This is a genomic window from Natrinema soli (genome assembly GCF_028618695.1).
In genome coordinates this window covers 19,699-36,227 of sequence record NZ_JAQIVI010000618.1, presented here as the reverse complement: position 1 = coordinate 36,227, position 16,529 = coordinate 19,699, and the positions used below count along the sequence as shown (strand labels likewise).

General features: G+C 58.4%; 11 protein-coding genes and 3 pseudogenes. 8 read left to right on the top strand and 6 right to left on the bottom strand.

Features of this window, described 5'->3' with window-relative positions; all coding sequences use genetic code 11:
• Positions 1 to 476, bottom strand: a 476-nt coding sequence (locus PGX04_RS28235; protein WP_273741524.1) for an aldehyde ferredoxin oxidoreductase N-terminal domain-containing protein, incomplete at its 3' end; no start/stop codon positions are given.
• Positions 477 to 571: 95 nt separating this feature from the next.
• Between PGX04_RS28235 and PGX04_RS34840 the strand changes: the two are divergent.
• Positions 572 to 712 (top strand): annotated as a pseudogene (locus tag PGX04_RS34840) (molybdenum cofactor guanylyltransferase); the annotation flags it as partial.
• A gap of 143 nt (positions 713 to 855) precedes the next feature.
• Here PGX04_RS34840 and PGX04_RS28230 read toward each other — a convergent pair.
• Positions 856 to 3,429, bottom strand: coding sequence for an FAD-dependent oxidoreductase (locus PGX04_RS28230; protein ID WP_273741523.1), 2,574 nt, complete (start codon positions 3,427 to 3,429; stop codon positions 856 to 858).
• A 440-nt stretch (positions 3,430 to 3,869) separates the two neighbouring features.
• Here PGX04_RS28230 and PGX04_RS28225 point away from each other — a divergent pair, with 440 nt between their 5' ends.
• Positions 3,870 to 4,313, top strand: coding sequence for a GlcG/HbpS family heme-binding protein (locus PGX04_RS28225; protein WP_273741522.1), 444 nt, complete (start codon positions 3,870 to 3,872; stop codon positions 4,311 to 4,313).
• A 214-nt stretch (positions 4,314 to 4,527) separates the two neighbouring features.
• On the opposite strand, the gene PGX04_RS28220 is transcribed toward PGX04_RS28225, so the two are convergent.
• Complete coding sequence (locus PGX04_RS28220) at positions 4,528 to 5,265, bottom strand: creatininase family protein (protein ID WP_273741521.1); 738 nt, start codon at positions 5,263 to 5,265, stop codon at positions 4,528 to 4,530.
• 78 nt (positions 5,266 to 5,343) lie between these two features.
• Between PGX04_RS28220 and PGX04_RS34835 the strand changes: the two are divergent.
• The 4 genes and pseudogenes from PGX04_RS34835 to PGX04_RS28205 all read left to right on the top strand — a co-directional run.
• Positions 5,344 to 5,586: pseudogene (locus tag PGX04_RS34835) on the top strand (succinylglutamate desuccinylase/aspartoacylase family protein); the annotation flags it as partial.
• A 133-nt stretch (positions 5,587 to 5,719) separates the two neighbouring features.
• The gene (locus tag PGX04_RS28215) at positions 5,720 to 6,949 is read left to right on the top strand and encodes a DUF8073 domain-containing protein (protein WP_273741520.1); all 1,230 of its coding nucleotides are present in this window, start codon (positions 5,720 to 5,722) and stop codon (positions 6,947 to 6,949) included.
• Between the two features lie 415 nt (positions 6,950 to 7,364).
• Entirely contained in the window at positions 7,365 to 8,498 is a 1,134-nt protein-coding gene (locus PGX04_RS28210) for an aromatic ring-hydroxylating oxygenase subunit alpha (protein WP_273741519.1), read from the top strand.
• A gap of 58 nt (positions 8,499 to 8,556) precedes the next feature.
• Positions 8,557 to 8,916: a hypothetical protein gene (locus PGX04_RS28205; protein WP_273741518.1), complete on the top strand. Its 360-nt coding sequence runs from the start codon at positions 8,557 to 8,559 to the stop codon at positions 8,914 to 8,916.
• A 42-nt stretch (positions 8,917 to 8,958) separates the two neighbouring features.
• Here the strand turns inward: PGX04_RS28205 and PGX04_RS28200 are convergent, their stop codons facing one another.
• Positions 8,959 to 9,753 carry a hypothetical protein gene (locus PGX04_RS28200; RefSeq protein WP_273741517.1) on the bottom strand — a complete coding sequence of 265 codons (795 nt, stop codon included), beginning with the start codon at positions 9,751 to 9,753 and terminating at the stop codon, positions 8,959 to 8,961.
• 2,327 nt (positions 9,754 to 12,080) lie between these two features.
• Here PGX04_RS28200 and PGX04_RS28195 point away from each other — a divergent pair.
• Positions 12,081 to 13,091: an aromatic ring-hydroxylating oxygenase subunit alpha gene (locus PGX04_RS28195; RefSeq protein WP_273741516.1), complete on the top strand. Its 1,011-nt coding sequence runs from the start codon at positions 12,081 to 12,083 to the stop codon at positions 13,089 to 13,091.
• A 127-nt stretch (positions 13,092 to 13,218) separates the two neighbouring features.
• On the opposite strand, the pseudogene PGX04_RS28190 reads toward PGX04_RS28195, so the two are convergent.
• Positions 13,219 to 13,585, bottom strand: a pseudogene (locus PGX04_RS28190) (EamA family transporter).
• A 411-nt stretch (positions 13,586 to 13,996) separates the two neighbouring features.
• Here PGX04_RS28190 and PGX04_RS28185 point away from each other — a divergent pair.
• On the top strand, positions 13,997 to 15,154 hold the full coding sequence (locus PGX04_RS28185; RefSeq protein WP_273741526.1) for a glutathione-independent formaldehyde dehydrogenase: 1,158 nt from the start codon (positions 13,997 to 13,999) through the stop codon (positions 15,152 to 15,154).
• Positions 15,155 to 15,376: 222 nt separating this feature from the next.
• Here the strand turns inward: PGX04_RS28185 and PGX04_RS28180 are convergent, their stop codons facing one another.
• Complete coding sequence (locus PGX04_RS28180) at positions 15,377 to 16,495, bottom strand: CobW family GTP-binding protein (protein WP_273741515.1); 1,119 nt, start codon at positions 16,493 to 16,495, stop codon at positions 15,377 to 15,379.
• Positions 16,496 to 16,529 lie beyond the last annotated feature (34 nt).

The following is a 16,529-nucleotide window of genomic DNA, read 5'->3' as shown; positions in this document are numbered from 1 at the left end:
CCGACACAGGCGACCGCGGCGTCGGAAAAATGCTTGTCAGTGGTGACGGTACCCTCTCCCCAGGTCTCGGCCGACTCGATATCCACGTCACCGTCCGCCACGACGAGTCGGATTGGCTCTGACGCCCGGCCGGTGACGAGGATGCCGCCGGCGTCGTGTAACGCGCCCGCGAGCACTGCCGGGAACGTCCCTCCGGCGTACGAGTCAAGGAAACTCCCGGTCAGAGGGGACTTCGTGATAGCTGCGTAGCGGCTCTCTCCCGGAAGAAGTCCCGAGACCGGGCCGACCATGAACAGCAGGACGTTGTTCGGCCCGAGCGGGTCTGTACCGGCGTCCAGCTCTTCGTAGAGGTACCGCGCTCCGAGACCCTTGCCACCGACGTAGCGTCGTCGCCACTCGTCCGGGACGGAAACGCGTTCTACCGACTCCGTCGAGAGATCCACGCGGAGGAGTCGGTCGGGTGCGCGAAGGTGCATCGGTTGGACGTATCCGCTTCCGGTGTAAAAGAGTACCCCGTCTCCGACGAAGCTTCGTACAGTGCCGCGCGGACGACCGTGCATGCGCGCGCCTCATTATCGCCGGCAGCCGTTCAACGCACTTCGGCGAACCGGACAAGGCGGTCACCGACCTCGCCGGGACTCCCATGAGACGTCGCGTCACGGATTGGACCACCACTGTCACTGACGAACTCGTGGCCAACTGCCGGGTAGACTAGGTCTCGCCAATCGAAGTGCGAATAGACTATCAATTTCCGATGGCGATAGTCCCTCTGATCGCACAGCAGAGAGTCGATCCCGTCGAAGGAAAATAAAAAATCAGACGATAGACCCCAGTGCGCCGTCGAGTGCGCTCTTTTTAATCGAGTAGCGGCTCCTCGCGAACGGTCGCGTCGTACCGTTCGCCCTCGTACTGGATCTCGAGTTCGGTCCCGGGCTCCGCGTACTCCGGCGGGAGGTACGTGTAGACGACGCAGGCGCCGACTGTGTATCCGTACTCAGCGCTGTGCACGTAGCCGATCGGGTCGTCACCGTCGAGGACCGGACGGTGGGGGAGGATCGTCGCCTCCTCGTCGTTGAGGGTCAGGCATGCAACCTTGTGGTCGATGTTGTTACCCTCGGCTGCTTCAACGACCGCTTCCTTCCCGATGAAGTCGGTCTCCAGGTCGACGGCCCACCCGAGGCCCGCTTCATAGGGGTTGTGCTCGGTGTGGAGGTCCTCCCCCCACAGCCGGAAGCCCTTCTCGATGCGCAGCGCGTCTAGCGCGCCGTTGCCGTACGGACGAATGTCGTACTCTTCGCCGGCGTCCATGAGATGCTCCCAGAGCTGCTCGCCGTACTCGGAGGGTGTGTAGAACTCCCAACCGAGTTCGCCGGCGTAGGAGACCCGGAGCGCGGTAACGGGTACGTTCTTGATGAAGAACTGCTGACTCGTGAAGAACGGGAACGCCTCGTCGGAGAGGTCCACGTCCGTCACCTTCGAGAGCACCTTCCGCGCGTTCGGACCGGTACAGACCATCGCCGCCAGGCTGGAGGTAACGTCGTTGACGACCACGTCTTCGGGGGACTGATCGCTGACCCACGCCACGTGGTTATTTCCGACCTCGCGACCGGTCGTCAGGAGGAGGTAGCGGTCGTCGTCGACGCGCGTAACGGTGATGTCCGCGCGGACGCCACCGTTCTCGTTACACATCAGGGTGTACCGGACATCGCCGACGTCGAGGTCCATGTCGTTCGTACAGAGGTGCTGGATGAAGTCCCCGGCGTCGCTTCCGATAACTTCCATCTTGTTGAACGACGTCATATCGTGGAGGCCGACCTTGTTACGGACGTGGAGTGTCTCTGCACCCTCGATGGGCGACCAGTACTTATCTTCCCAGCCCTCACGGTCCGGGATCTGATCACCGTACTCGGCGAGCAAGTCGGCGTTTGAATCGAACCAGTGGGGCTCCTCCCAGCCGGCTTCGGCCCACAGCTCGGCGTCGAGTTCCTTGTGGCTGTGGTACATCGGCGTGCGGCGGATGTCGCGCTGGTGGTCCGTCCACACCCACTTCGGGTGCATGATGTTGTAGACGATGCGGTACTCCTCGCCACCGATGTCTCGAGCGAAGTCCCAGCTGCCTTCGTGGGCGTCGAACCGATTGACGTTGCAGTGACGGAGACCGATCGGCCCGTCAGGAAGGCGGGGGACGCCGTTCTCCATCCACTCGGCGAGAGCTTTGCCAGCGCCACCGGCGTGAGTCACCCAGATGGCTGCCGCAGTCCAGAGACCGTCGTACTTCTGGACCGGGCCCATCACCGGCAGGCCGTTGGGGGACTCCGCGAACATGCCGTTGTACTTGTGTTCGAGTTCCCTCCCCTCAGTGGCCGGTAACAGTTCGTCGCTGGCCTGTCGCGGGGCCTTGTCCGGTCGATCCGGGTGCGTTGCGTTGTTCATATGGTACTCGGTGAACTCGTGGATCGAGCCCTGTTCAGCGTCTTCCTCGTTGTCGCCGAGGTCCTGGGGGTCGGGCACGACGGATTCGTGGTTGTACGACCCGATTCCGTAGGAGTCCCCGTGCGTCCGGAAGTACATCGCGTTGTCCTGATCGCGGAGGATCGGCCGGTCAGGACCCGCGAGCAGGCGGTCGACTTTGTCTCCGGAGACGTCCTTGTAGTTCTCATACAAGGGGTGATCGCTGACGTCGATCCGGTTGTCGGCGAGTTCCTCGAGCGGTTCGGTCATCGTGTACTGGTGTTCGACCGGCGTCACCGGGAGGTGAACGTCGAGTTTCTCGCCCAGCTGACGCGCCCAGATATTCGTCGCGATGACGACTTCGTTACACTCGATCGTCCCGTTTTCGGTGATCACCGAGCTGACCGACCCGTTCTCGGTCTCGACGTCTTCGGTGCGGGTGTGCGGAACGAACTTTGCTCCCCGATCCATGGCCTCGCGGGCGAGGGCAGCGCATGCGACGACACCGGATACCTGGCCGTCTGTCGGCGAGTAGTACCCTCCCTGGATCTCGTTGGTATCGACGAGCGGTAGTTTCTCTTCGACTTCCTCGGGCGAGAGAATCTCCGGGTTCGGGAGCCCCCAGGACTGGGCCCACTCGACGCGGCGCTGCAGGTAGTCCATCCGCTCATCGCTCCGCGCGACCTCGATACCACCAACTTCGTTGTAGGCCTGAACGCCGTCGTCGTCCTCCAGATCAGAGTACAGGGTACGGCTGTACTTGGCGAACTTCGAGAGAATCTTCGACTCGGCGGTCTGGAACATGATTCCCGGCGCGTGGCTGGAGGATCCTCCAGTCGTCGGCATCGGCCCCTTGTCGACAACGACGATGTCGTCCCGGCCGAGTTCGGTGAGCTGATACGCCAGATTGCACCCGACGATACCAGCACCGACGATAACGGTATCTGCCTGGTCCGGCAGGCTATCGTCTGCGTTCATGATTGTACACTCCGTGGTGCCAGTCGAGTACAAATATAATTATCGCTCACCCAGATCTTCGGCAAAACTTGATAGGGGAATTATAATTAGAGTTTCGAGGCGGCTGTAGATAACAGTGACATCACTGTTATCCTCTGGTATCATCGCCAAGCGACGGCGCTCGGTTCCGTGCACGGACACGCCAACAGTCGTTCAGAGGCATCGGTAAAACTGCGAATAAGCATAAAGTGACAGTTATATATTATTTTGACGATAGTAACATCGAATCGCGGAGTGACGGCTCCCCTTTGCGGTCTCCTGAACCAATCAATCGAATTCGGGGATATCCGGACAGATAGCCATTGATGAGACATAATTCTCTATCAGTTTCCAAAAATAATATTGTATGTCGAGAGAATAACGGCAACTTATTTTATGACAACGTCTCATCTTCCTCTTGCATGGTAGAGTCCATTCCGCTGGAGACAGCGAAAGAGCTGATAGAAGCGGCAGAAGAGAAAGCGAACGAGATCGACAACCCGATGGTAATCACGGTTGCAAACAGCGAGGGTAACCTCATCGCTCAGCACCGCATGGACGGCGGCTGGCTGGCCTCCGTGAGCATCTCGCGTAACAAGGCGTACACGTCGGCTGCGTTGGAGATGCCGACTCACGAACTGGCAGAGCCCTCCGAACCAGGCAACTCCCTGTACGGCCTCCAGACGACCGACGACGACCAGATCGTCATCTTCGGCGGCGGCTATCCACTCGAGCGAGACGGTGAAGTCGTCGGCTCGATCGGTGTCTCCGGCGGCGCCGTGAGCCAGGACCGCGAAGTTGCCGAAGCTGGCCTCGAACGGTGGAACGAGCTCGTCAAAGAGGAAGCGATCACGGCAGACGACTGATCAGCGAGAGACACGGAGTCACTCGTCCGGTGAGCGACTGAACTCCCGACATCTTTCAGTCGCTCCTTTGTGGCTCCGCTGAAGCGCAGTTCTCACACAGGACATGTTGGAGACCGCTCGGATTACGCCAGAAATTCCTCCTGTCGAATTGATCCCACCCTGTGAGACACTGATAGGAGCGGTGGTCAGGACGAGTCGCCGGTGTACGACCGTGTTACCGATGTGTGGGGCGGTCCGGATCGTGCTCGGCCACGGTTTCGAGCAACTCCATGAGCGCTTCGCTCGTGGCGTCGAGCAGTTCCTCGCCCAGATCGGCGCTTGCCTCGCGCGGATCGCCGACGACGCCGTTCTCGGTGAACTCGGCCGAGTCGAACGCGAGATTGACTCGTCCCTGCCAATCACCCCACCGATCGCTGGCTTCCGCGGCTGCGTCGTCGAGACACCCCTCGCGCACGTGGTCCGGGTTCACGTGCTGGAGCAATGCCGTCTCCAGCGGACCGCCGTGGCCCATGCGGGAGGTATAGTCACCGACCTCCTCGAACCAGGTGAATGGGACCGCGTACGCATCGTCGTGACGCGTGATCGCTCCGGCGACTTCCCGGAGCGCCGCTGCGTTTCCACCGTGACCGTTTACCAGCACGACGCGGTCGAAGCCGTGTGATGCCAGACTTCCGACGATGTCACGGACGTACGACCTGAACGTCGATTCGGATGTCCAAAGCGTTCCGGAAAACTGTCTGTGTTCCTCGGCGATGCCGACCGGAACTGCCGGGGACACAACGACGGGGTCGTCGAGTCGTTCGGCGGCGGTCTCAGCGACTGTCTCAGCGTTGAGCGTGTCGGTACCCAGCGGGGCGTGAGGACCGTGCTGTTCCGTGCTGCCGATCGGCACCATCGCTAGATCTGTCTCTACTCCCTGAACGTCGGTCCACATTGCGCTCTCGAGGTGCATACACTGGCTGCTGTTCGGGAAGCGCATAAAAGCCTGACCTCTCCGCCACTTACAGCCTCGATACCCGGGAGATGCAGTATGAAGCGCAAGCGCGTTACGCATACAGCTACCGAGCGCCGTCTCGCTCGGTTGCCGTCCGGCTCTATTTCCCATTACCGTCCACCGGTACGAGGGCAGCCTCGGCCCGACGGTGTACGTTCAGGTGCACAGCACGGAATCGAACTCAACGGAACTGCTGCGCTGTGACGCCTCCACGATCACCTCACATCTACCGAGGTCACAGAGAGAGTTCTCGTAGTACCCATCGCGAATCCGCGCGCGATAGGGACTATTGCCAGATATGTCGGACAGAGGACAGCTCTTGTTTCTCATCTCTGAGCCGTTTTTATATAAATAGGTTCCCTATTCCTCACGCACATCTATACTACCAAGCAGATAATTGTGTTACTATACCATGGGTATCAGTACCTCGTTCAAAGAACTCTCCCGAGTGATCGGGCGATACGAGTCGGATGGCGGGAGGATCCACAGTGTCGAAGCGGAGACGCCCAACCAGGAATCCGAGACAGGGCTAACCGTCACACTCGATGTTCCCGTCTCCCTGTGTTCGGGAGCAGAATCGGGAACCGAAGCGTCACCGCAGGCGGCGACGATCACGGGTGACGGGGGGATACAAATACAGTTTTCCCCGTCGATGCTACCGAGGTTAGACGAGTACGTACCCGAAGACGCATCGACCATCCGAAAAGATGCTCGCGTGACCGATGATGGCTCCCTAGTAGCGACGTTCACGCTCACTTTCGAGACAGAGGCGGGGCACCGGCGTTCCGAAGCAGTAACCACCGATACCGGTGACTCTCGAGTCCCGTCAGCACTAGTCACTGCCGAGAGTGACGAAGCGACCGGCGACGAGCCAGAATCGGCTGATGCGAGTCCTGCGACGGGAGCTCGCAGAGAAGCGGTCGACGACACGGACGGTATCGGTGAGCACGAGGATACCCAGACAGCGAACGAGGAGTCGGCGAGCGACCGAAACGAGGTAGCGGAGAAACTCGACGCTGCACGCACCGACGACCTCCCACCGTACGAAGACGACGAGTATCTCCAGTGTCTGTACGATTCCTTCAACACGTTCGCTGAAATGACCGAGCACATCGAGATGGATGTCGCCTCAGAGACCGTTCGGCGATACATGACCGAAGCCGGCATACACCAGCCGACATCGTACGAGACAGCCGACGAGGCCGACGCGGACAACTGCACGGCAGACGGAAGTACAGCGGCGGTAGATGCCGGTGACACAGTCGACGAGACAGACGGCCGAGTAGCCGCTAAAGAGTGTGCCGAGGACGCGCAGTCGTCACCCGAATCGGAGTCGGAGCAGGATTCAGCGGCCGACAGAGACGACCCGATCGAGGGCGTCTCCAACACACAACTCGCTGCCGACGGGCTCGGTCTCCCGGACGGCCTCACGATTGAAAAGGTTGCAGACGCCATAGAGTCGTCGATGACCCTGTACGACGTACAGCGACAACTGGACCTCGGCCGGGAACGGACCCAAGAGTTACTTGAACAATTGAACCTGATCGATCTCGTCACACATAGAATTTCGCACGAGCCCGATCAGGAAGACACTCGTGAAGAGATCGCCAAGCGGATTCACAGCAGCACTATCAGCGGCTGAGGCCACAATTCTCCGTGCTATCCACCGCCATAGCGCGTCTCTCAGCTATACGAGCTTTCGCTGAGAAAGAATGATGAGCACCACCTCGTAGCTGCGTCCTCCGTCATCCCCTCCTGTTCGCGTTCCGGACACGTTACCCGTAAAACGGCGTGAGAGTCAGATCACGCTCGACGAGACAGAACTCTTCTGGGACACCTTCCTGGATCACTGTCACTGCAACCCTCCACCAGGATCGGTAACTGATCACGCGGAACACGCCGGCTGGTCACGAGCCGAGATCACGAATGCGTTGTTGCTCTCCTGTGTGGACGATGCTTCGTCCGTTCATCAACACCCCCGAATTCTCACTAGTTTATAGTGTGGTTCAGTATCACAGGTGAACTGTTTTTTATGGGTGTGTCATCTGTGGTCCTGTATGACACAGTGGGACGAATCACAAACGCAAGTAGTGAGCTCGGATATCACGGAGAAGTCGAACGCGTTACCGGCGAAGTACTTCACCGATCCGGAGATCTTCGAGAGAGAGAAAGAGGAAGTGTTCGGCCAGTACTGGGTATACGCCGGACACGTCAACTGCATCCCGGAAGCGGGCCAGTACTTCACCCGGACGATCGGTGATCGACAACTGATTATCGTCCGCGGTCACGACGGTGATATCAAGGCGTTCGACAACGTCTGCGCCCACCGTGGCTCGAAGATGGTCGAGGATACACCGATGACCGACCCCGGCGATGCAAAGCGAATCAAGTGTCCGTACCACCTCTGGACGTACGACCTCGAGGGAGAACTCAAAAGCACGCCCAAGAGCTTCGATGAAGCCGGTCTGAATCCCGACCTTGAGGACGAGGAAGTACAGGAGTTCGACGCCGAAGAGAACGCCCTGAACGATGTGCACGTCGATAGCATCGGGCCGCTGCTCTTCGTGAACCTGCGCGACGATCCGATGCCGCTGGCCGAGCAGGCCGGCGTGATGAAAGACCGCCTCGAGGCGCTCCCGCTGGGGGAGTACGAGCACGCCACTCGGATCGTCTCGGAGGTCGAGTGTAACTGGAAGGTGTTCGCGAGCAACTACTCGGAGTGTGATCACTGCCAGGCTAATCATCAGGACTGGATCAAAGGCATCTCGCTCAACGAGTCCGAACTCGAGGTCAACGATTACCACTGGGTGCTTCACTACACCCACGCCGAAGACGTCGAGGACGAGATGCGCATCCACGACGAACACGAGGCACAGTTCCACTACTTCTGGCCGAACTTCACGGTCAACATGTACGGGACCGCCGACGGCTACGGCACCTACATCATCGATCCCATCGACACTGACCGCTTCCAGTTGATCGCGGATTACTACTTCCGAGACAGCGAACTCTCGGAGGAGGAACGTGAGTTCGTCCGGACAAGTCGCCAACTCCAGGAAGAAGACTTCGAACTGGTTGAGCGCCAGTGGGAAGGGCTCAAAACCGGCGCGCTCGCACAGGCCCAACTCGGTCCCAACGAACACACCGTCCACAAGTTCCACCAGCTCGCACAGGACGCCTACGATTCGTGATGGTATCGCTGCGATATAACCGATCACTACTGAAACACGACAATCAGATACAGAACCCATGAGTACCCAAGATCAGGCACCGTACGTCGCGTCCTGTCCGGAGTGCGACGTCGATCTGCAAATCGACGCTCCGAACGAGATCATCGAGTTCTACCGCCGTCACTATCGCGTGACGGGTCACGAGGTACAGTTCAAACGCGCACAGTTGGATTTAGAAGAGGACGTCACGAGCGACGGTCTCAAGGATGTCATCTGGGAGTTACAGGAGCAATACGAGAACGGCGTCCCGATCGGGATCATTGCGGCAGTTATGTCCGAACGGGGGCTATCAATCGGTGAGACGGTAGACGAGATCCACGAGGTGCGGATGACCGGGGGACTGTACGAACCACAGGACGATCATCTGGGCGCGTTCTGACGTTCCTCAGAATACGGCGACCGCTTCTCAGACCGCTGATAACTACTCCTCTCGACGAGTCACCTCTGTTTCGGGCCACTTATCGTCTGGATCGACCGGCCTGATGGCGCGGGCCAGTTCGTTTTCAGTGTAGTCCCGATCCTCGAGTCGCATACTTCGAAGTCGCCACTGACGGCTCAGTTCGGGTTCTTCCTCTGGACCGACGCGGGCGCCATGTGTCCTGAAGAAGGCGCCATCGCGACCGAGTCGCTTCCCCTCGTACGTGTGCTGATCGAAGACGGCGTCGTACGTTCCGCCGGGTTCGAGCTCATCGAGGGGATGATCGTACCGAGGCTCCCGGTCCTCTTCGAGTGCGGTCGCCCGTTCTTCCGAGAGTTCACCGAAGTAATCGTCGGCGTGTGCGGCCTCGCGAGACGACGGCGCTCGAGCAGCCGCGAGGGCGGCGTGGACCGCACAGAGCCGTCCGCGCCAGGAGTCTTCAGACCAGCGTTCGCGGGCCAGTTCCTCGTAGCGACTCACCACGAGGGCAATCTCGTGACCCGCTCGCAGGTCTTCGACGACGTAGAGGTTGATCCGGTTCCAGAAGTTCCACGCGTATCCCGATCGGACCAGCTCCCACGCGGCCCACGCCGCGATTTCCTCGTCCGATCGCCGAACTGCTTTCTGAAGTAAACTGGAGACCACGTACCGATTCGCTCCCGATTTGGTCTCGTTCTTGCCGAGTTCGTCGCCGTAATCGCTGTGAATCGACTCCGACTCGTCATCAGTCGCGTCCGTCTCACTATCGGTCTCTAATTCGCCTTTGGCGCCGAACCGGGTCTGTTTTCCATCGTCCATACTTGGTTTCCCCGTGGTCGACGGAAATAGGTGGCTACTCCTAGTGACGCGGTAAAACAGAGAGTAACAGCAGCGCTGAAGAGTAGACCTTTTAGTCCGCTCCGAGAGACGGAATGTGTCCGCACTGTTCACACATCGGGTGAGTTTGTTCGTACGGTTCGACCATCGTCTGTTCGCATTTGGGACATTGCATCGATATCTTCCGTGATACCCCACTAAACAATAAGCGTAGACGTGATAAATGACAGGAGATTATAAACCTCAGCGAGCACGACGACAGTGCGTAGCGAAAGTGTGACAGAACGGCGTGCTGTCTCTGTCAAAAACCGCCGCCGTGGTCGAGACGACTTGATCGATCTGTTAGCCGAGGCAGTCGTTGGGGTTCGACTCTCAACCCGGTTATTACCGTGCCAACAGTAATAATGACACATATGTAACGAGATCCGTATGGGAACCATTCCGGTACTCCCAGCTATCGTGACGATGGTCACGTGGGAACTATGGGTGATTTTCGTTAGACTCGCGACGAACTCCTTCCGGAGACGGCACTGGTCATCTCCTACGTGGTCGGGACGGTCATCGCCGTAATTTACATCGGGATCACTCAGAAAACACCGACAGACGTGGTCTCTGCTGGCTTGTTCTACGCTGCACTTGTTGGTATCCGGGGGCATAACCCTATACGCAGCGCTTGCGAGGGATGATACTGTGATCGTGGCGACTAGTAGCACCTTTTCTTTCATCGTCGTAGCGGTCATCGCAGTCATCTTCTTAGAAGAATCCCTACTGATGACCGATGCAGGGAATTCTATTGGCTAGAATCGCTATCGCGTTGATTGCGAAGTAGCTGCGTTCACGGACGAGTACGACCGGGGCACGTGAATACTGGAAAACTCATAGTGAAAAATATCTCATTTGTCGGGTTCTCGAATCCCGCAAGCCATTCGAGTTCTCTGACTAGGGTAGTGATGAGACCTCGATTTTGCTGCGAACGCAACGCGGTAGTCGTTCCGACTGCTCCCAGCAATGGTCCGATAGCCGCCTGTGGGTAGTGGCTGGTGATCGGATGAAAGCCATCTCATGTCGACACCGGCAGCCAGTACGGTATCTGGAATGCGACGCTAATCCGGAGACAGTATCCCAGGCATGCACTTCTCGAGCGGGGGCGACTCGCGGGGAGTCCGGAACGCATAGCACGACTCCCTGTTCTATTCTAGAGAGTTGATCGCGAGAGGAATTAGATCAGACTGGCTGTGCCGATTATCTGTCCTTCTCTCGGTAGTTTTCGTCGATAGCTCGTTCATCAGCACTCTCTTTGGCGACTGTATTGCGTGCGACTATGACGAGCGGCACTATTTTTACACGCCTCCTATTACGCCCATATGTTTGTAATTATAGTCGCCCCTCCCAAATATCGAGCGGAGCGGGCTTAGCGGAGATGCTATGTTCGCGAGAGAGGACAACCTCTCGCTTGTAATTCTGCCTGCAAGGCTAGATTCAGCACCTCACAAGGCATCTTCAGCTGAGCCGGTTTGAAGCCTGAGTTCCGTCGTCGGTCACAGTAATCGGTTTGATCCTCCTCGACGATAGGTGAGGAGCGGTCGCTGTCGGCAGCGGTTAGCCGCCAACGCGACAGCGTTGCCACTTGGAATAAGGCGTACTCGGTCGGTGGTTAGCGGTGAAACTGATCGTCCGGTGGCCGATCTGCGGGGACGGCCCGACGTACTCAGGATCAACGACAGTGCACACCCGCCATCAGTAATTGCCAATCTGAACCACTGGCTGATCAACCACAACGTATCTGGTATCTCATTAGTTTGGTTGTCAACTGGGTGTAGCGCGTCTCCGTGGATCCCACTGCGATTATGTTTCGAGTCTGTGGCAAAACACTTAGTTACATTCGAAAGCGCTCTAGAAGAGATTCGGACGCTCTCACCGGGGAGGAGTGTCCGCTCTCCAGCGTCGATCGAGTCGTCATAACCGCTCTGACGCTCGCTTTCGGTGTGCAAATCATAAGACCCTCTTGGTACGAGTTCATCCGAGTACCAGCGAAAGCGAGAGTCGGACCCGAGACGGGAACCCCGAGCAGATGGGCGTACGCATCGAATTGTTGTACAAAGTTATCGTCCTGTCTCGTACGGAATGCAAGCGGGACCGCGTTTGATGACATGACCCCATCCAGACTCCAGGACAAGAGCGGGCACATCGTTTCAGTGCGTTGTATCCGTTAGTTGACTGTCTATCTATCGATGACGTAACCGGCCATATAATGAGTTTCTATATAACTGGTTAATCCTTTTTAAAGCTTCTCTCGATTGTGCGACTGCATGACGCAGTGGAAAGAGACCCAGGCGAAGCCAGTCAGTTCAGACATCACAGAGAAATCGAACGCACTCCCAGCGAAGTACTTCACCGAAGACGATATATTCGAACTCGAAAAGGAGAAGATCTTCGGGCAGTACTGGGTCTACGCGGGCCATGCGAATAGCATCAGCGAACCAGGTCAGTTTTTCACCCGCGACATCGGTGGTCGGAACCTGGTCGTTGTCCGGGACAAAAACGGCAATGTGCGTGCCTTCGAGAACTTTTCGGCCCACGATGGCTCGGCGATCGTAGACGATACGCCGATGACCGATTCCGAACGTATTGATCCGGACGAACTCGAGGAGGCAGACAATATTCACGTCGACAGCATCGGACCGCTGCTCTTCGTAAACCTGCGCGACGACCCGATGCCGCTGGCCGAGCAGGCCGGCGTGATGAAAGACCGCCTCGAGGCGCTCCCGCTGGGGGAGTACGAGCACGCCACTCGGATCGTTTCCGAGGTCGAGTGCAATTGGAAGGTGTTCGCGAGCAACTACTCGGAGTGTGACCACTGTCAGGCCAATCATCAGGACTGGATCAAAGGCATCTCGCTCAACGAGTCCGAACTCGAGGTCAACGATTACCACTGGGTGCTTCACTACACCCACGCCGAAGACGTCGAGGACGAGATGCGCATCCACGACGAACACGAGGCACAGTTCCACTACTTCTGGCCGAACTTCACGGTCAACATGTACGGAACCGCCGACGGCTACGGCACCTACATCATCGATCCCATCGACACTGACCGCTTCCAGTTGATCGCGGATTACTACTTCCGAGACAGCGAACTCTCGGAGGAGGAACGTGAGTTCGTCCGGACAAGTCGCCAACTCCAGGAGGAAGACTTCGAACTGGTTGAACGCCAGTGGGAGGGACTCAAAACCGGCGCGCTCGCACAGGCCCAACTCGGTCCCAACGAACACACCGTCCACAAGTTCCACCAGCTCGCACAGGACGCCTACGATTCGTAATAACCGACAACCCTGATTTTCGGGGTGTCGAGTGGGATCGAGGGGGGACATGGCATGGAGTGTATGCGATCGGACGTCGGTTCGCCGTAGACCGAAACGAACGTAAACTCCGTCCTTGATGCCATGTTCATGTCGACATCCGTCGCGAGGAGACGACTACCGGATAGCGTGTTCCCCGCACGCATGTCAAATCGTCTCCGAGAACGACCTACCGATGATAGCCGCGACGACGAAGTCCATGGCACGAGAGTAGGGATCACTGTCGTTGACCTTGAAAATCCGATGTACATCGAAATGAGAGCGGTTCCGGTGAATAACCCGGCCATGCCAGCAAGCAGCCCTCCCCATATAGTAACTCCGATAGGTAGACCTGAAATAACAATGAATTAGAGTGAAAGAATTATCGCCACGAGATACGAGATAGCAGCAGCAGTCCTCGGATCAATGGACTCTGACGCAGCGTTGCCCAAGTCTATCCAAATTCCCCATGTCAAAACAACCGTCTTCTCCCTCTCCGCCCGCCGGCACGTTGTTTGGGGTGGACACCGCGACCACCAGCGTCCAACAAGTTTGACGGAAAACTCACGAAACTATGAGCCGATCCCTCCTGATCGTCGAGGTGCTCTGTTTGCTGCCACCGCCACGAAAATGAGAGGCTGAGAGCACATCTCGACTGCCAGTGCTGATCCCTCTATGCTCAAACTATCACCTATCCAATCAAAATCGTCCATTTCCCCCTCGTGACAACATTCCAATGTGAGCATATAATGGGAGACAGATATGTAGAACGCATCCTTTCCACTAACCGTTGGGAATTTTATATCTTGGGTTCTAACCGACATTATAAACATTGAATATAAATATGGTCCGCTCGCAGGTAATAGTGGAGATATCGACCAATGTCCATGAATGCCGTCGTTTACAAAGGCGAACGCGAGGTAGCAGTCGAAGAAGTCGAGCAACCCCAGATCGAGCACCCGAACGATGTCGTGATCGACATCACGACGACGTGCATCTGCGGGTCCGACCTACACATGTACGAGGGGCGGACGGCCGCAGAGTCAGGGATCGTGTTCGGGCACGAGAACATGGGTATCGTGACCGAGGTCGGCGACGCGGTGAGTTCCCTCGAGGTGGGCGACCGCGTCGTCGCGCCGTTTAACGTCGCCTGTGGCTTCTGTGAAAACTGTGAGAACGGCTATACGGGCTTCTGTACGAACGTCAACCCCGGATTCGCCGGCGGCGCGTATGGGTACGTCGCGATGGGGCCGTACCAGGGCGGTCAGGCCGAGAAACTTCGCATTCCGTACGCGGACTTCAATGCGCTCAAACTGCCTGACGGGGACGAACACGAGGACTCGTTTGCACTGCTCGCGGACATCTTCCCGACCGGCTGGCACGGCACTGAACTCGCCAACCTCCAGTCCGGTGACTCCGTCGCTATCTATGGCGCCGGTCCGGTGGGCCTGATGGCGGCCTACAGCGCCAAGCTCAAGGGTGCCGCGGAGATTTACGTCGTCGACCGTGTTCCCAGCCGCCTCGAACTGGCTGAGGAACACTGCGACGCGACGCCGATCAACTTCGAGGAGGGCGATCCGGTCGAACAGATCAAAGACATCCACGGCGGCGGCGTCGACAAGGGCGTCGACGCCGTCGGATACCAGGCTATCGACCCAGATAAGGAAGGCGACGACGCGTACGACCCTGCCCGCGAGAACCCGGCTGTCGTCATCAACAACCTCATCCGGACGGTCCGACCGACCGGTGAACTCGGGATTCCGGGATTGTACGTCCCCGACGACCCCGGCGCACCGGACGAAATGGCAGCACAGGGCCGTCTTGGCATCGACTTCGGCCTCCTCTTCGAGAAGGGGCAGGCGCTCGGTACCGGCCAGTGCAACGTCAAGGAGTACAACCGTGAGCTCCGCGACATGATCATCTCAGGGCGCGCCGATCCCAGCTGGGTCGTCTCGCACCGCGTCGACTTGGAGGACGCGCCGGAGATGTACGAGAAATTCGATAACCGCGAGGAAGGCGTCACGAAGGTCCTGCTAGAGCCGTAACCCCCGCGCGATCAGACGCCTCCGTTTTTTCGCATCACTACGTTATCTGGTGTGGTGGGGTAACAAACCACTGTACAGCGTTACTTCGTACCCACGCAAGGGAACCAGCACGAGACGCGGATACAGACGACGCAACCGATAGTCACCGCAGTAGCCACCGGCGACTGCGGCGATTCGACGGGCGTTGGAACGACCGGCAACGAGATCGGGCCCGAGCGGAGATCAAGCGGATCCGCGGGGGAAGGGATCAGTAGCGTACTCGTCGGTCTGTTCGTCAGACGCCGCCAGACAGTCGTCGAGTTCGGTGGCCACGGCCGCTTCGTCGAGGTCGCTACCGATGAACACCAACCGCGTCGCCGGATCATCGTGGCTCCATTCGCCAATCGGGCCAGCCTGGACAGATGGACCGGCCTGACTCACCCCGAGAACCGTCTCCGGGCGACTCGCTACCCACGCGAACCCTTTCGCGCGGATGATCTCGCCGTCCCAGTCGTCGAGCCACGCGTCGAACCGCTCAGGGTGGAAAGGACGCTCTCGCCGATAGACGAACGACCCGACACCGTGTGCCTCGGCCGCCGAGACGGCATCGCCACCGTGGTCGTGACCCGGATTCTCATTTGCTGCTTCTCCCGACAGGGCTCGTTTCCAGCCTTGCTGCCGCCGCGCCGCTTCGAAGTCGAACGATCCGGTGTCGAGAACGGCACTCGGGTCGACATCACTGTACGTCGTTCGATGAAGCGTCGCGCGCGGCTGGAGTTCACGGATGGTGGCCTCAATAGACTCCTGCGCATCGTCGGGTACCATATCGCACTTGTTCAGCAGCAACACGTCGCAGAACTCGATCTGGTCGACTAACACCTCGGTCAATGGGCGCTCCGGGTCCGGGGCAGCATCCGGGAGGGATTCTTCGGGATCGAACGCTTTCCAGAACCCGTAGGCGTCGACGACCGAAACCGTCGTATCGAGGCGGAACCGGTCCGGAAGGCTGTCTTCTTTTGTCCCCTCCGTGAGCGTACGAGCGATGGGAACCGGTTCGCTGATTCCTGACGCCTCGACGACGAGGTAGTCGAACGAGCGCTCCTCGGCCAACCGCGTCGCTTGAGCGATAAGGTCGTCCTGAAGCCGACAGCAGATACACCCGTTCGAAAGGTCGACGACGTCCTTCTCCGTCTCGTCGGCGATTAACTCCGCGTCGACGTTGACCTCGCCCATGTCGTTGACGATGACGGCGATTCGCCTATCGTCGGGATTGTTCAGCAGTCGGTTGACCAGCGTCGTTTTGCCTGCACCCAGCGGTCCGCTGATAACGGTGATCGGAATCTCGGATGAAGATGTGACCATTCCGTATGGCATTTCGTGTCGACGTTTAATGAAT

What these genes read in the sequence shown, in the direction of transcription:
- PGX04_RS28185 (WP_273741526.1), top strand. Translation starts at nt 13,997, where the DNA reads ATGAATGCCGTCGTTTACAAAGGCGAACGCGAGGTAGCAGTCGAAGAA.
- PGX04_RS28225 (WP_273741522.1), top strand. Translation starts at nt 3,870, where the DNA reads ATGGTAGAGTCCATTCCGCTGGAGACAGCGAAAGAGCTGATAGAAGCG.
- PGX04_RS28210 (WP_273741519.1), top strand. Translation starts at nt 7,365, where the DNA reads ATGACACAGTGGGACGAATCACAAACGCAAGTAGTGAGCTCGGATATC.
- PGX04_RS28220 (WP_273741521.1), bottom strand. Translation starts at nt 5,265, where the DNA reads ATGCACCTCGAGAGCGCAATGTGGACCGACGTTCAGGGAGTAGAGACA.
- PGX04_RS28195 (WP_273741516.1), top strand. Translation starts at nt 12,081, where the DNA reads ATGACGCAGTGGAAAGAGACCCAGGCGAAGCCAGTCAGTTCAGACATC.
- PGX04_RS28230 (WP_273741523.1), bottom strand. Translation starts at nt 3,429, where the DNA reads ATGAACGCAGACGATAGCCTGCCGGACCAGGCAGATACCGTTATCGTC.
- PGX04_RS28180 (WP_273741515.1), bottom strand. Translation starts at nt 16,495, where the DNA reads ATGGTCACATCTTCATCCGAGATTCCGATCACCGTTATCAGCGGACCG.
- PGX04_RS28200 (WP_273741517.1), bottom strand. Translation starts at nt 9,753, where the DNA reads ATGGACGATGGAAAACAGACCCGGTTCGGCGCCAAAGGCGAATTAGAG.
- PGX04_RS28205 (WP_273741518.1), top strand. Translation starts at nt 8,557, where the DNA reads ATGAGTACCCAAGATCAGGCACCGTACGTCGCGTCCTGTCCGGAGTGC.
- PGX04_RS28215 (WP_273741520.1), top strand. Translation starts at nt 5,720, where the DNA reads ATGGGTATCAGTACCTCGTTCAAAGAACTCTCCCGAGTGATCGGGCGA.